This window comes from Actinomadura chokoriensis, from assembly GCF_039529475.1.
GTDB classification, from domain to species: Bacteria; Actinomycetota; Actinomycetes; order Streptosporangiales; family Streptosporangiaceae; genus Spirillospora; species Spirillospora bangladeshensis.
In genome coordinates this window covers 1-12,782 of record NZ_BAAAMW010000056.1, presented here as the reverse complement: position 1 = coordinate 12,782, position 12,782 = coordinate 1, and the positions used below count along the sequence as shown (strand labels likewise).

The window sequence follows — 12,782 nt, the reverse complement described above, 5'->3', positions numbered from 1 at the left end:
CCGGTGCCGGCGGCGCCGGCCGCGCCGCAGGCCCCGTCCGGCCGGCACGCCGCCCCGGCGCCCGCCGGCGCGCCCGCCGAGCAGCTCGCGCTGCGCGGCCGGACCGAGAAGATGTCGCGGATGCGGCAGACGATCGCCCGCCGCATGGTGGAGTCGCTGCAGGTGGCCGCGCAGCTCACCACCGTGGTCGAGGTGGACATCACCAAGATCGCGCGGCTGCGGGAGCAGGCGAAGGCCGACTTCCAGTCCCGCGAGGGCGTGAAGCTGACCTTCCTGCCGTTCTTCGCGCAGGCGGCGGTCGAGGCGCTCAAGGCGCACCCGAAGCTGAACGCCGTCATCAACAGCGAGACCAGCGAGGTCACCTACCACGACGTCGAGAACCTCGGCATCGCGGTGGACGTGCAGGAGCGCGGCCTGATGGTCCCGGTCGTGCACAACGCCGGGCAGCTGAACCTCGGCGGCCTCGCGCAGCGGATCGCCGACCTCGCCGAGCGCACCCGCGCCGGCAACGTCAGCCCGGACGAGCTGGCCGGCGGCACCTTCACGCTGACCAACACCGGCAGCCGCGGCGCCCTGTTCGACACCCCGATCCTCAACCAGCCGCAGGTCGGCATGCTCGGCACCGGCGCCGTGGTGAAGCGCCCCGCCGTCATCGACGACCCGGAGCTGGGCGAGGTCATCGCGGTCCGGTCGATGGTCTACCTGGCGCTGACCTACGACCACCGGCTGATCGACGGCGCGGACGCCGCGCGCTTCCTCGCCACGATCAAGCACCGCCTGGAGGAGGGCAACTTCGAGGCCGACCTCGGCCTCTGACCGACGAAGTCGGTCGGGGGGCGCGGGGGGTCGTCCCCCCTCGGAGCAACTCCGCCTCTGACCGACGAAGTCGGCTGGGGGACGCGAGGGGTCGTCCCCCCTCGGGACAACTCCGCCTCTGACCGACGAAGTCGGCCGGGGGGGCGCGGGGGGCGTCCCCCTCGGGCGACTCGGCCGCTGTGGCACCCGGAACCCCGCCGCGCCCTACGGGCGGCGGGGTTCCGCGCGTCCGGGGAAACGCGGGACCCGGCTGAGAATCTCAGCGTTCACTGGCGCCGTCCGCCTAGGGTGGGGGCATGAGGGTCACCGTCACGGGCTCGTCGGGCCTCATCGGCTCGGCGCTGGTGCAGTCACTGCGGGAGGACGGCCACGAGGTCGTCCGGCTGGTCCGGCGGGAGCCGGCGCGGGACGACGAGGCGCGCTGGTCCCCGGCGGACGGGTGCGTCGACAAGGAGTCCCTGGAGGGCGCGGACGCCGTCGTCCACCTGGCGGGCGCCGGCGTCGGCGACCGCCCGTGGACGAAGGCGTACAAGCGCAAGATCCGGGACAGCCGGGTCGCCGGCACCCGCACCCTCGCCGAGGGGATCGCGACGGCGCAGCCGCGCCCCCGCGTCCTCGTCTGCGGGTCCGCGATCGGCTACTACGGCGACACCGGCGGCCGGGAGGCGGACGAGGAGTCCCCGATGGGGCGGGGGTTCCTCGCGGCGCTCGTCCGCGACTGGGAGGCCGCGGCCGCCCCGGCGGGGGAGGCGGGCGTCCGGGTCGTCCACCCGCGGACCGGCGTCGTCCTGGCCCGCGAGGGCGGGATCCTCGGGCGAACGCTGCCGCTGTTCCGGCTCGGGCTCGGCGGCACGCTCGGCGACGGCCGGCAGTGGACGAGCTGGATCTCCCTCGCCGACCAGGTGGCGGCGCTGCGGTTCCTGATCGACCGGGAGATCGAGGGGCCGGTCAACCTGACCGCGCCGAACCCGGTGACGAACGCGGCCTACACGCGGGCGCTCGGCCGCGCCCTGCACCGGCCGGCGCGGCTGGCGGTGCCGCGGTTCGCGCTGCGGGCGGCGCTGCGCGGGTTCGCCGACGAGGGGCCGCTGATCAGCCAGCGGGTGCTGCCGCGGCGGCTGCGGGACGCCGGGTTCCGGTTCGCGCACGAGCACGTCGAGGAGGCCCTCGCCGCCGTCCTGTGAGTCCCAAGATTCGTCAAAGTCCCGGCCGCCCCCATTCGGTGGCCATACGGTGACATTGGGAGAGCACGGCTCACGAGGAGGATGAATGAGCACCGACGGACAGCCGCACATCCTCGCGATCGGCGGGGGCACCTTCGTGCCGGACGGCAGGCAGGGCATCGCGCCCAGCCCGCTGCTGCGCTACGCGTTCGACCTGACCGGCCAGGACCGGCCGCGCGTGTGCTTCCTGACGACCGCGGTCGGCGACGGCGACGCGCACATCGCGCGCTTCTACGCCGGGTTCTCCTCGATGGACGCCGAGGTCAGCCATCTGGCGCTGTTCCCGATGCCGAACATCGCGGACGTCCGGGCGCACCTGCTCACCCAGGACCTCGTCTACGTGTCGGGCGGCAGCGTCGCGAACCTCCTCGCCCTGTGGCGGCTGCACGGGCTCGACGAGATCATGCGGGAGGCGTGGCAGGAGGGCGTCGTGCTGTCCGGGCAGAGCGCGGGCGCGCTGTGCTGGCACGTCGGCGGCAACACCGACTCGTTCGGGCCGCACCTCACTCCGCTGACCGACGGCCTCGGCCTGCTGCCGTACTCGTGCGGCGTGCACTACGACAGCGACCCGCAGCGGCGCCCGCTGCTGCAGCAGCTCGTCGGCGAGGGGACGCTGCCGGGCGGGTACGCGGCCGACGAGTCGGTCGCGCTGCACTACGTCGGCACCGAGTTCGTCCAGGCCGTCTCCTACCGGCAGGACGCGGGCGCCTACCGCGTCGAGCCGGACGGGCCGGGCTCGGCGAAGGAGACCCGGCTGGAGCCGCGCCTGCTCGCCGCGCTCTGACGTCGGCTACCCGCCGGTACGCGGCATAAGCTGGCCGGGTGAGCGATGTGGACGTGGACGTACGCGAGCTGGTGGTGGTGCACGCGGGGTTCGGCGAGGCGGCCGTCCCCTACGAGGCCGGATGGGATCTGCAGAAACGCACCCACGCGCTGCGGGTGGACGACGCGATCCCCGACACGGTGCTGCTGCTGGAGCACCAGCCGGTCTACACGGCGGGCAAGCGGACCGAGGCGCTCGACCGGCCGTTCGGCGACCCGGGCGCCCCGGTCATCGACGTGGACCGCGGCGGCAAGATCACCTGGCACGGGCCGGGGCAGCTCACCGGCTACCCGATCGTCCGGCTGCCCGACCCCGTCGACGTCGTCGGCTACGTGCGGCTGCTGGAGCGGATGATGATGGACGTCTGCGCCGAGCTCGGCCTGAAGACGGCCACGGTGGAGGGGCGCAGCGGGCTGTGGGTGCCCGGCACCCCGGACCGCAAGATCGGCTCCATCGGGATCCGGGTCGCGCGGGGCGTGGCGATGCACGGCTTCATGCTCAACTGCGACAACGACATGGGCTGGTTCGACAAGATCGTCCCCTGCGGGATCCGGGACGTCGGGTCGACCAGCCTCAGCCGCGAGCTCGGCCGCGACGTCACCGTCGCCGAGGTCGTCCCGCTGGTCGAGCGGCATCTCGCGGCGGCGCTGGGCGCGGCGGAGACGTTCCACCGCACCACGGCGCAACTGGGCGTCTGAAGACCGCGGACGCCCCGGTCAGGTCGTGGCCGGTGGTCAGGTCACGGCCGCGGGCTCAGGCCATGACCTTGTAGACGGCCTGGCCCTCGGCGGCGGCCGCCGCGAAGAACTCCGTGAGGCCCGCGTAGGCGGGTTTGAAGAGCCCGTCGCGGGCGCCGCCGTCCAGCCGGCCCGCGTCCTGCACCCCGGCCCGGCCCATCGCCGCCGGGTCGTAGCGTCGCGCGACCTCGGCGAACGGCGTGGCGGCCAGGTGGTCGGCGGCGGGCTTGACCCGGTCCGGCGCGAGGAAGATCACGTCCATGCCGAGCTCGTCGGCGCCGTCCTCGGTGAGCAGCCGGCCGCCGCACACGACGTCGGCCTCGGGCTGCCGCCCGTCCCACGGGTCGCCGGTGACGAGGTAGTGCATCGCCTGCCACGCCCAGCCCAGCTCGAACAGTCCCGGCGCGCCGCGGCGGCGCCAGTCGGCGGCACCGAAGATGTGGCGGGCGATGCGGCCGGGATCCGGCTCCCCCTCCAGCACCGGCGGCACCCGAAGGTACGACATTGCCAGACCCACTGCGGTCCTCCTGCTAACGCTGTTGCGTGACGACAGGGAGTCACCCTAGAGAGATCCACTGTCGACCATGGCCGAAACACGCGAATCGGCTGCGCGATCGGGGTACTGTCATACGTTCGAGATCGCTCTGATACGGCATTGAGGCCCTGCTCACGGGGGCGCCGGGCGGCGGCCCCCGGGCGGTGTGCCGCACCGGAGATCGCGACGTAGTCTGGGACGCGTGACGACGGTGACACCTGAGGGACGCAAGCTCCTGCGCGTCGAGGCGCGCAACAGCCAGACCCCCATCGAGCGCAAGCCCGACTGGATCAAGACGCGGCTGAAGATGGGCCCGCAGTACCGCGAGCTCAGCGGCCTGGTGAAATCCGAGGGCCTGCACACGGTGTGCCAGGAGGCCGGCTGCCCCAACATCTACGAGTGCTGGGAGGACCGGGAGGCCACGTTCCTCATCGGCGGCGACCAGTGCACCCGGCGCTGCGACTTCTGCCAGATCGACACCGGCAGGCCGAAGGCGCTCGACCGGGACGAGCCGCGCCGCGTCGCCGAGTCCGTCGCCACGATGGGCCTGAAGTACGCGACCGTCACCGGCGTCGCCCGCGACGACCTGGAGGACGGCGGCGCCTGGCTGTACGCCGAGACCGTCCGGCAGATCCACGCGGCGGTCCCCGGCTGCGGCGTCGAGCTGCTCATCCCCGACTTCAACAACGTGCCCGAGCAGCTCGCCGAGGTCTTCTCGTCCCGCCCGGAGGTGCTGGCGCACAACGTGGAGACCGTCCCGCGGATCTTCAAGCGGATCCGGCCGGGGTTCCGCTACGAGCGGTCCCTGGAGGTCCTCACCAAGGCGCGCGAGGACGGGCTCGTCACCAAGTCGAACCTGATCCTCGGCATGGGCGAGACCCGCGAGGAGGTCTCGCAGGCGCTGCGCGACCTGCACGAGGCCGGCTGCGAGCTCGTCACGATCACCCAGTACCTGCGGCCGAGCCCGCGCCACCACCCGGTGGAGCGCTGGGTCAAGCCGGAGGAGTTCGTCGAGCTGTCGGCGGAGGCGGAGGAGATCGGCTTCGCGGGCGTCATGTCCGGGCCGCTCGTCCGGTCCAGCTACCGCGCCGGGCGCCTCTACAAGCAGGCGATCGAGGCGCGCGCGTAGCGGCGGCGGGCCGGGGGTTGTCGGGTCAGGCGGCTGACCCGACTATCCTTGGATTCATGTCGAAAAAGCCCACGGACGGTGCCCAGGAGCGTCCGGGCCGTCTCAAGCAGATCCGCATGGTCGCCCAGGTGCTCCGGCAGGCCGACCCGAAGGCACTGCCGATCGTGTTCGCCTCGGCGATCGGCACCCTGGTGGTCGTCATCGTCATCGGGCTGTTCGCCGGCCAGCTGTGGTTCTTCGTCCCGCTGGCCGTCCTGGCGGCGTTCGCGGTCGGCATGATCGTCTTCGGCCAGCTGGCGCAGCGCGCGCAGTACAAGGTGATCGCCGGGCAGCCGGGCGCGGCCGCCGCGATCCTGAAGAACATGCGCGGCAACTGGACGGTCACCGAGGCCGTCAGCGGCAACCGCAACCTCGACATGGTGCACCGGGCGGTGGGCCGTCCCGGCGTGGTGCTGGTGTCGGAGGGCCCCCGCAACCGCGTCGGCCCGCTGCTCGGCGCCGAGAAGAAGCGCATCTCCCGCGCCGCCCAGCAGGTCCCGATCTACGACGTGCAGGTCGGGGAGGACGAGGGCCAGATCCCGGTCGACAAGCTGCAGCGGCACCTGATGAAGCTGCCCCGCAACCTCACCAAGGGCCAGGTCGCGGAGCTGAACGACCGGCTCCAGGCGCTCCCCCGGTCGATGCAGATGCCGAAGGGGCCGATCCCGCGGGGCGCGAAGATGCCGAAGGGCCCGAAGCCCAAGATGCGTTGACGGAGAACCGGCCGGCGAAGAACCGGAGAACCACCGGAGACAGGCGCCCCGCGAGGGCGCCTTTCTCGTTCAGATGTTGACGACGACCGTGTTGGCGGCCCGGTCGTGCAGGCCCCGGTAGTCGCGGTCCCAGAACAGCGCGGGCAGGACGAACAGCAGCAGCACGGCCCGGGCCAGGCCCCAGCCGAGCCCGACGAGGGGCCGGCCGTCCAGCCGCATGACGCGGATGCCGCAGAGCCGCTTGCCGATCGTCACGCCGAGCAGCGCGGTCAGCACCCACGCCTGCACCCCGAAGACGGCCAGCGTCGCCAGGCTGCGCCCGTCCGCCTCCCAGCCGAGGCCGCGCGCCAGCAGGCTCGCGACCAGCATCGACAGGGCCCAGTCGATGAACAGCGCGACGAGCCGCCGGCCGTAGGACGCGACGGCGCCGCTGCCGCTGTCCGGCAGCCCGAGCCGCGCGCCCGGCCGGCCGAGGTCGGCGCCCGCCGCCCCGGCCCCGCTCAGCCACGTCTGCGTCCACCGCGGCCCGCCGGCCTGCTGCCGCCCCTTACCACTGCTCATGGCCCCTACGCTATCCCGTCCCCCGGGGCGTTCCGCCGCGCCTCCGCCCCGGCCGGAGTGACGCGTAACACAGCGGAAACATATGGGACACGGCCGGGAAACGGCGCCGCCGTAGCTTTCCGGAGTAGCCGAGATGCGCCTTGAGGAGGCCGGATGTTCAGCAGCGCCGAAGAGGTCCTGAGCTATATCAGGAACGAGGACGTGCGGTTCGTCGACTGCCGGTTCGTGGACCTGCCCGGCAAGATGCAGCACTTCACGTTCCCGGTGGAGAGCTTCGGCGAGAGCGTCTTCACCGAGGGGCTGATGTTCGACGGGTCGTCCGTCCGCGGCTTCCAGGAGATCCACGAGTCGGACATGCTCCTGCTCCCGGACCCGACGACCGCCGTCGTCGACCCGTTCCGGCAGCACAAGACCCTGAACCTGAACTTCTTCGTCCACGACCCGCTGACGGGCGAGCCGTACAGCCGCGACCCGCGCAACGTGGCGAAGAAGGCGCAGGACTACCTGCGCGGCACCGGCATCGCCGACACCTGCTACTTCGGCCCGGAGGCCGAGTTCTACATCTTCGACGACGTCCGCTTCGAGACCAGGCAGAACGCCGGCTACTACTACCTCGACTCGGTCGAGGGCGCCTGGAACACCGGGCGCGAGGAGCCCGGCGGCAACCTCGGCGCCAAGCCCCCCTACAAGGGCGGCTACTTCCCCGTCCCGCCGATGGACCACTACACCGACCTGCGCTCGGAGATGGTGTCGCAGCTCCTCGACGTCGGCATCCACGTCGAGATGCAGCACCACGAGGTCGGCACCGCCGGCCAGGCCGAGATCGACTTCCGCTTCGACACGCTGCTGAAGACGGCCGACCAGCTCCAGCTCTACAAGTACATCGTCAAGAACGTCGCGCGCGCCGCGGGCAAGACCGTCACGTTCATGCCGAAGCCGATCTTCGGCGACAACGGCTCCGGGATGCACTGCCACCAGTCCCTGTGGAAGGACGGCGCGCCGCTCTTCTACGACGAGGTCGGCTACGCGGGCCTGTCCGACAACGCCCGCTACTACATCGGCGGCCTGCTGAAGCACGCCCCGTCCCTGCTGGCGTTCACCAACCCGACCGTGAACAGCTACCACCGCCTCGTGCCCGGCTACGAGGCGCCGGTCAACCTGGTGTACTCGCAGCGGAACCGCTCGGCCTGCATCCGCATCCCGATCACCGGGTCGAACCCGAAGGCCAAGCGCGTCGAGTTCCGCGTCCCGGACCCGTCCTGCAACCCGTACCTGGCGTTCTCCGCCATGCTGATGGCGGGCCTGGACGGCATCCGCAACAAGATCGAGCCCGCCGAGCCGGTCGACAAGGACCTCTACGAGCTCCCGCCGGAGGAGGCCCGCGCGATTCCGCAGGTCCCCGGCTCGCTGCCGGAGGTCCTCGCGGCCCTGGAGGCCGACCACGACTACCTCCTCGAAGGCGGCGTCTTCACCCCCGACCTCATCGAGACCTGGATCACGATGAAGAACGAGTTCGAGATCGACCCCATCCGCCTCCGCCCCCACCCGCACGAGTTCGAGCTGTATTACGACATATAGGCCACAGAGGCGCGCTGACATGGCAGGACGTCAGCGCGCCTCTTCCTGGTTCCGGCCCTGTTCCGCGCGCTCGACGAGAACCGCCTCGACGGCCGCACGGGTCGACTCGTCGCGGTCCGGCCACAGGTGCGCGTAGGTGTCGAGCGTCGTCTTCGCCGACGCGTGCCGTAGCCGCGCCTGGACCGTCTTGACGTCCGCCCCAGATGCGATCAGCAGCGACGCGAAGTAGTGCCGCAGGTCGTGGTACCGGAACCCGTCCGGCAGGCCGGCCACCTTCGCGCGAGCGCTCCGGACGTGGCGCTCCAGCGTCCACGGCGTGAGCTGCTGCCCCCACGTGTTCGTCAGCAGCGTCTCGGCCGGGTATGTGGCCACCTGCGCGGACAGCTCGGCCGCGAGCGTTGCGGGGATGGGGATGGGCGTCCGGGACACCTCCGTCTTGAGCTCGTCGTCCGGGTACTGCACGGCCGGTGAGATGACGCCCCGCATGAAGTCGACATCGGCGACGCGCAGGCCGCACGACTCGGCGACGCGCAGGCCGGCGAACGCCGCGAGCAGGACGGCCGCCCGGTACCGCTCCCCCATCGCGTCGTACAGCGCCCACACCTGCGCCGTGGTGGCGACATAGGGCCGCTGCTTGCCGGCGCCTGGAGACGTCCGCCGGGAGCACGGGGAGCGGACGAGGATGCCGTCATGGACGGCGTCGGCCATGATCTGCGCGAGTCGGGCGTGCAGCGCGTAGACGTAGCTCGCCGCGGCGCCCTCCTCTTTGAGCCGTGCGCACCATGACCGCACCTGCGACGGCCGGACGGCCGCGAGTGGGAGGTCTCCGAACTCCGCTTCGATCTGGGCGACGTGCACGCGCGCCTGCCGGACGGTCGTCCCGCGCCGCGTGCCGTAGCCCGCAAGCCAGGTCGCGCACCACTCCCGGACGGTCGTCCGCGCCGCCGCCGGCTCGACGTACGTACCGCGCCGCGCGTCGGCCTCCATGTCCTCGGCGTACTTCTTCGCTCTGGCCTTCACCGGGAATGCCCTCGTGCACTCCCGGCCGTCCGGCGCCGTCCAGCACGCGAGCCACCGGGCCGCCTTCGGGTTCCCGCCGTGGTCCGGGTGCCGCTTCGTCTTCCGCTTCGGCTCCCCGGACGTCCACCAGAGGTCTTTGACGCGCGCCATGGTCAGCCGTCCTCGGCCTGGACGGGCACCTCGTCGGCGCGCTCCAGCCATCCCCGGTCGCGCATGACGTCGAGCCACTCAGCCGGGAGCGCCGGCGGTGTGATGGCGCGGTTGAGCATCCCCAGTTCGATCACCTGCGCGAGCGTGCGCAGGTGCGCGTCACGGCCGGCGACGTCCTCGCGCGTCTCCGCCTTGGCGGCCGCCCGGAACGTGTCGCGGAACGTGCGGTAGGTGTCGACCGGCCCGGCCGCCTCCAGCCATCGAGCACGCCGCTCGGCGTCCGCTGGCGCGTTCTCACCGGTCACCCAGAACAGCGCCGAGTAGGACGAGCGCGCGACGTTCGGCGCCACCTCCAGGTCGGTGCGACCGTCGAGCGGGACGAGCAGGGTCACGGGCGGGACGTCGAGCGCGTCGGCGAGCGCGAGCAGTTCGGCAACGGTGACGTTCTGCCGGGCGCCCTTCTCCCCCTTGGCGCCCTTCTCCAGCGCCGACACGGTGAAGCGGTCCCACTTGCAGCCGCGGGCCGTCATCCGTTCGCCCAGCTCTTTGGCGGTCAGCCCGCGCGCCGACCGGAGCGCCGACACCTGCCGTGCGATCGCCGCTGTAGGAGTGATCTTCTCTCTAGGTGACATGGATTCACCCTAGTTGGAGTTGCACCACCCGGCAAGGTTCGGGCATGCTCAAGGCGTCACGGTGATCTCTTCTCACCTTAGGTGAATCGAAATCACCTAACGCGGAGCATGGAGTGCAGATGCCGACGAAGTACCTGACCCCCCTCGACCTCGTTGAGCGGTACGGCGTGCCGCTCAAGACGGTCTACGACTGGAACCACCGCGGGATCGGACCGCGGTTCATGAAGCTCGGCCGCCACGTCCGGTACAACCCGGACGACGTCGAAGCCTGGGAGCGCACCCGCTACGCCGAGACGGGCGGGACGGCCGCGTGATGTCCATCGAAGAGAACGGCGCCACCGGGGAGGGTGGCGCCGCAGAGGACGAGCAGGCGGGCGGCCGGGTCGTCGATGCCCCCCAGGGTACCCGGCATCCCTTCATCGTGGCCGCGGAACTCCTCGCCGACACTGCCGACCGGGAGCGCGCCATCGCCGGCGCCATGTGGTCCGCCGGGTACGCCGCAGGGTTCGACGCCGGAACCGAGGTCGGTTACGACTGTGCAGAGGCCGAGATGGCACAGGCATGGGCGCCGGTCGCCGAGAGCGTCCGCCAGGTCGGCCGGTCCCTGTCGCACGCAGAACTCGAGCTGCGCCGCTGGGACGGTCGCCGCGAGGACTTCGGACGGCCGCGGCCCGGTGACTACCTCGGCGGTCCGGTGCCGTGGGACGGACGGGGGACGGCCGCGTGACCGTGCTCGACGAGGCTCGGTACTGCCGGGCGTGCGGGAACATGTTCAGCCATCCCGTGCACGGACCGGAGGCGACGGGAGCGGATGCCCACCCGTTCCAGTTGCCCGAATCTCACACCGCCCCGGAAGCTGGACCGGCTGTGACCAGGGATTCTCACGGTTCTCACGGTTCTCACACGGACAGTGAGAAAGCCGACCGCGAGGCCGAGGACGCTGCGCTTCTGGGCGACGTCCGCGACGGGGCATGGCTCGACGCGCAGGAGTTCCCGGCGCTGCGGTGGGCGGTCCCCGGACTCATCCCCGAGGGCATGTCCCTGCTCGTCGGCCCGCCCAAGTCCGGCAAGTCCTGGCTCATCGGCAACATCCTGCTCGCCGTCGCCGCGGGCGGTCACGCCCTGGGCAGGCTCGCCGTGGGTCCGCCCCGGCGGGTGCTGTACCTCGCCCTGGAGGACGGCGACCGGCGCATGCAGTCGCGGTGCCGGATCATCCTGGAGGGCTCGCCGATCCCCGGCCTGTTCCACTACAAGGTGACCGTGCCGCCGGGCAAGGTGCTGCCGGTGCTGGAGGCGTGGATGCGCCGCTACCCCGACACCGTCATGGCCGTGCTCGACACGCTCGGCCGAGTCATGCCGCCGGCGCTGCAGGGCGAATCGAGCTACCAGCGGGACTACCGGGTCGGCGCCGGGCTGAAGCGGATCACCGACGACCGGCCGGGGCTGTCCCTGGTCGTGGTCCACCATGACCGCAAGGCCGCGGCCGAGGACTTCGTCGACGCCGTGTCGGGGACCAACGGCCTCGCCGGGTCGGCCGACGCCGTGATTGTCCTCGCGCGCAAACGCAAGGCGTCCGATGCCGTCCTGAAGGTCACTGGCAAGGACGTGCCAGAGGAGGAGTACGCCGTCGTCCTGGAGGACGGGACGCGGTGGGTTCTCGACGGCATGGACCTGCGGCAGGCCGCCGCCAATGTCGAGCGGCGCGAGCAGACGCAGACCCTCGGCGACACGTCCACGGCGATTCTCGACTACATCGGCGGCCGCGGCGAGGCGGTCAGGGCGGCCGAGGTCACCGACAAGTTCGGCAAGAGCGCTGCGGAGTACCTGCGGCGCCTGGAGCAGTCCGGCCGCCTGCTCAAGCCCAAGCGCGGGTTCTATGTCGTCCCGTCGCCGATCGATGACCCCGAACTCGACTTCGACTCTCCGGAGTGAGTGTGAGAACCGTGAGAACCGTGAGAAACGCAGGTCAGAGCACCCCTCCGATTCTCACCGGGTGTGAGAAAGAGGCCCTCGCTGAGGTGCCGTGCGTCGGCTGCAAGACGCCCGTGAGGATCTACCCGCCCGCGGACGGCGACGGCCCCGTGTCGTGCGGACGGTGCTCCGGAACGCCCCTCGCCGTCGTCCACGAACGCGTGTCGGCCGACCTACGCGAGGCCGTCGAGCGGCGGCTTTCCATCCGCCTCGCGGACGCATCCCGGCGCCGTGCCGCACGGGAGCGGGCGCGGCGGGAGAAGGACGCACGACGCACTGCAGGGCTGCGCGCGAGGCACGCGGCCAAGCTCGCGCGGGAGAGGGGCACATCGTGATCGAGGGGAACCTGTTCGAGCGGCCGACCGACGAGTGGACGGACGGGCAGATCCGCGCGGGGCTCGTCGTCCTCGCTCGGGAGATCGAGCGGTGCAAGGCCGCCGGCGACAGCGGCAAGGCCGAGGTGTGGACGGCGTTCGCGATCGTCCTCGCGCAGGAGCGCGACCGGCGGGCGCAGGTCGGCCGCGCCGTCGATGCCGCCATGGTCGGCGGGCCGCTGTTCGCCGACCTTCCCGGCACTGTCGGCGAGGCCGGGTAGGATCGTCGGCAGGTAGTAGTGACGGCGTGAGGCCGGCAGGGCGCAACCCACCGGCCGCACGCGACACGGAGCACGACTAGCACCGACTCCCGTAGGCGAGACAGGCCACGGGCGCGAGAGGCCCTCACAGGGCCTAGGGCCTGTTTCAAAGTTGATCAGAGCCACTCGTTGATGGCGGCGATGTGGACGGTGGCTTGGTAGCGGACGGCGAGTTTGTCGAACCTGGTGGCCAGGGCTCGGTGGCGTTTGAGCCGGTTGAT

15 protein-coding genes are annotated in these 12,782 nt (G+C 71.7%); 11 read left to right on the top strand and 4 right to left on the bottom strand.

Annotated features, from left to right (window positions below; genetic code table 11):
• The 4 genes from sucB to lipB all read left to right on the top strand — a co-directional run.
• On the top strand, nucleotides 1-816 hold an 816-nt coding region (sucB, locus tag ABFX46_RS43020), incomplete at its 5' end, for a 2-oxoglutarate dehydrogenase, E2 component, dihydrolipoamide succinyltransferase (protein WP_346050370.1).
• A 296-nt stretch (nucleotides 817-1,112) separates the two neighbouring features.
• Nucleotides 1,113-2,000 carry a TIGR01777 family oxidoreductase gene (locus tag ABFX46_RS43015; RefSeq protein WP_346050368.1) on the top strand — a complete coding sequence of 296 codons (888 nt, stop codon included), beginning with the start codon at nucleotides 1,113-1,115 and terminating at the stop codon, nucleotides 1,998-2,000.
• A gap of 85 nt (nucleotides 2,001-2,085) precedes the next feature.
• Nucleotides 2,086-2,823: a Type 1 glutamine amidotransferase-like domain-containing protein gene (locus tag ABFX46_RS43010; protein WP_346050366.1), complete on the top strand. Its 738-nt coding sequence runs from the start codon at nucleotides 2,086-2,088 to the stop codon at nucleotides 2,821-2,823.
• Between the two features lie 38 nt (nucleotides 2,824-2,861).
• Nucleotides 2,862-3,560 carry a lipoyl(octanoyl) transferase LipB gene (gene lipB, locus ABFX46_RS43005; protein WP_346050364.1) on the top strand — a complete coding sequence of 233 codons (699 nt, stop codon included), beginning with the start codon at nucleotides 2,862-2,864 and terminating at the stop codon, nucleotides 3,558-3,560.
• 55 nt (nucleotides 3,561-3,615) lie between these two features.
• Here lipB and ABFX46_RS43000 read toward each other — a convergent pair whose 3' ends face one another.
• Nucleotides 3,616-4,104 carry a DUF1877 family protein gene (locus ABFX46_RS43000; protein ID WP_346050362.1) on the bottom strand — a complete coding sequence of 163 codons (489 nt, stop codon included), beginning with the start codon at nucleotides 4,102-4,104 and terminating at the stop codon, nucleotides 3,616-3,618.
• 232 nt (nucleotides 4,105-4,336) lie between these two features.
• Here ABFX46_RS43000 and lipA point away from each other — a divergent pair, with 232 nt between their 5' ends.
• The gene (gene lipA / locus ABFX46_RS42995) at nucleotides 4,337-5,263 is read left to right on the top strand and encodes a lipoyl synthase (RefSeq protein ID WP_346050360.1); all 927 of its coding nucleotides are present in this window, start codon (nucleotides 4,337-4,339) and stop codon (nucleotides 5,261-5,263) included.
• 56 nt (nucleotides 5,264-5,319) lie between these two features.
• Complete coding sequence (locus tag ABFX46_RS42990; RefSeq protein WP_163062504.1) at nucleotides 5,320-6,015, top strand: DUF4191 domain-containing protein; 696 nt, start codon at nucleotides 5,320-5,322, stop codon at nucleotides 6,013-6,015.
• Between the two features lie 69 nt (nucleotides 6,016-6,084).
• Here the strand turns inward: ABFX46_RS42990 and ABFX46_RS42985 are convergent, their stop codons facing one another.
• Nucleotides 6,085-6,576, bottom strand: a complete 492-nt coding sequence (locus tag ABFX46_RS42985; RefSeq protein ID WP_346050358.1) for an RDD family protein — start codon at nucleotides 6,574-6,576, stop codon at nucleotides 6,085-6,087.
• A 153-nt stretch (nucleotides 6,577-6,729) separates the two neighbouring features.
• On the opposite strand from ABFX46_RS42985, the gene glnA reads away from it, so the two are divergent.
• A complete protein-coding gene (glnA, locus tag ABFX46_RS42980) occupies nucleotides 6,730-8,154 on the top strand; it encodes a type I glutamate--ammonia ligase (protein WP_346050356.1) in 1,425 nt (474 codons plus the stop codon).
• A gap of 30 nt (nucleotides 8,155-8,184) precedes the next feature.
• Here glnA and ABFX46_RS42975 read toward each other — a convergent pair whose 3' ends face one another.
• Complete coding sequence (locus ABFX46_RS42975) at nucleotides 8,185-9,324, bottom strand: tyrosine-type recombinase/integrase (protein WP_346050354.1); 1,140 nt, start codon at nucleotides 9,322-9,324, stop codon at nucleotides 8,185-8,187.
• Between the two features lie 2 nt (nucleotides 9,325-9,326).
• Nucleotides 9,327-9,956, bottom strand: coding sequence for a hypothetical protein (locus ABFX46_RS42970; RefSeq protein WP_346050352.1), 630 nt, complete (start codon nucleotides 9,954-9,956; stop codon nucleotides 9,327-9,329).
• A 119-nt stretch (nucleotides 9,957-10,075) separates the two neighbouring features.
• Between ABFX46_RS42970 and ABFX46_RS42965 the strand changes: the two genes are divergently transcribed.
• The 4 genes from ABFX46_RS42965 (at nucleotide 10,076) to ABFX46_RS42950 (ending at nucleotide 12,522) form a co-directional block, all read left to right on the top strand.
• Entirely contained in the window at nucleotides 10,076-10,270 is a 195-nt protein-coding gene (locus tag ABFX46_RS42965; protein ID WP_346050350.1) for a helix-turn-helix transcriptional regulator, read from the top strand.
• Complete coding sequence (locus ABFX46_RS42960) at nucleotides 10,270-10,683, top strand: FliH/SctL family protein (protein ID WP_346050348.1); 414 nt, start codon at nucleotides 10,270-10,272, stop codon at nucleotides 10,681-10,683. The genes ABFX46_RS42965 and ABFX46_RS42960 overlap by 1 nt, the downstream gene beginning before the upstream one ends.
• 140 nt (nucleotides 10,684-10,823) lie before the next feature.
• Complete coding sequence (locus ABFX46_RS42955) at nucleotides 10,824-11,888, top strand: AAA family ATPase (protein WP_346050346.1); 1,065 nt, start codon at nucleotides 10,824-10,826, stop codon at nucleotides 11,886-11,888.
• A 370-nt stretch (nucleotides 11,889-12,258) separates the two neighbouring features.
• Complete coding sequence (locus ABFX46_RS42950; protein WP_346050344.1) at nucleotides 12,259-12,522, top strand: hypothetical protein; 264 nt, start codon at nucleotides 12,259-12,261, stop codon at nucleotides 12,520-12,522.
• Nucleotides 12,523-12,782: the final 260 nt, after the last annotated feature.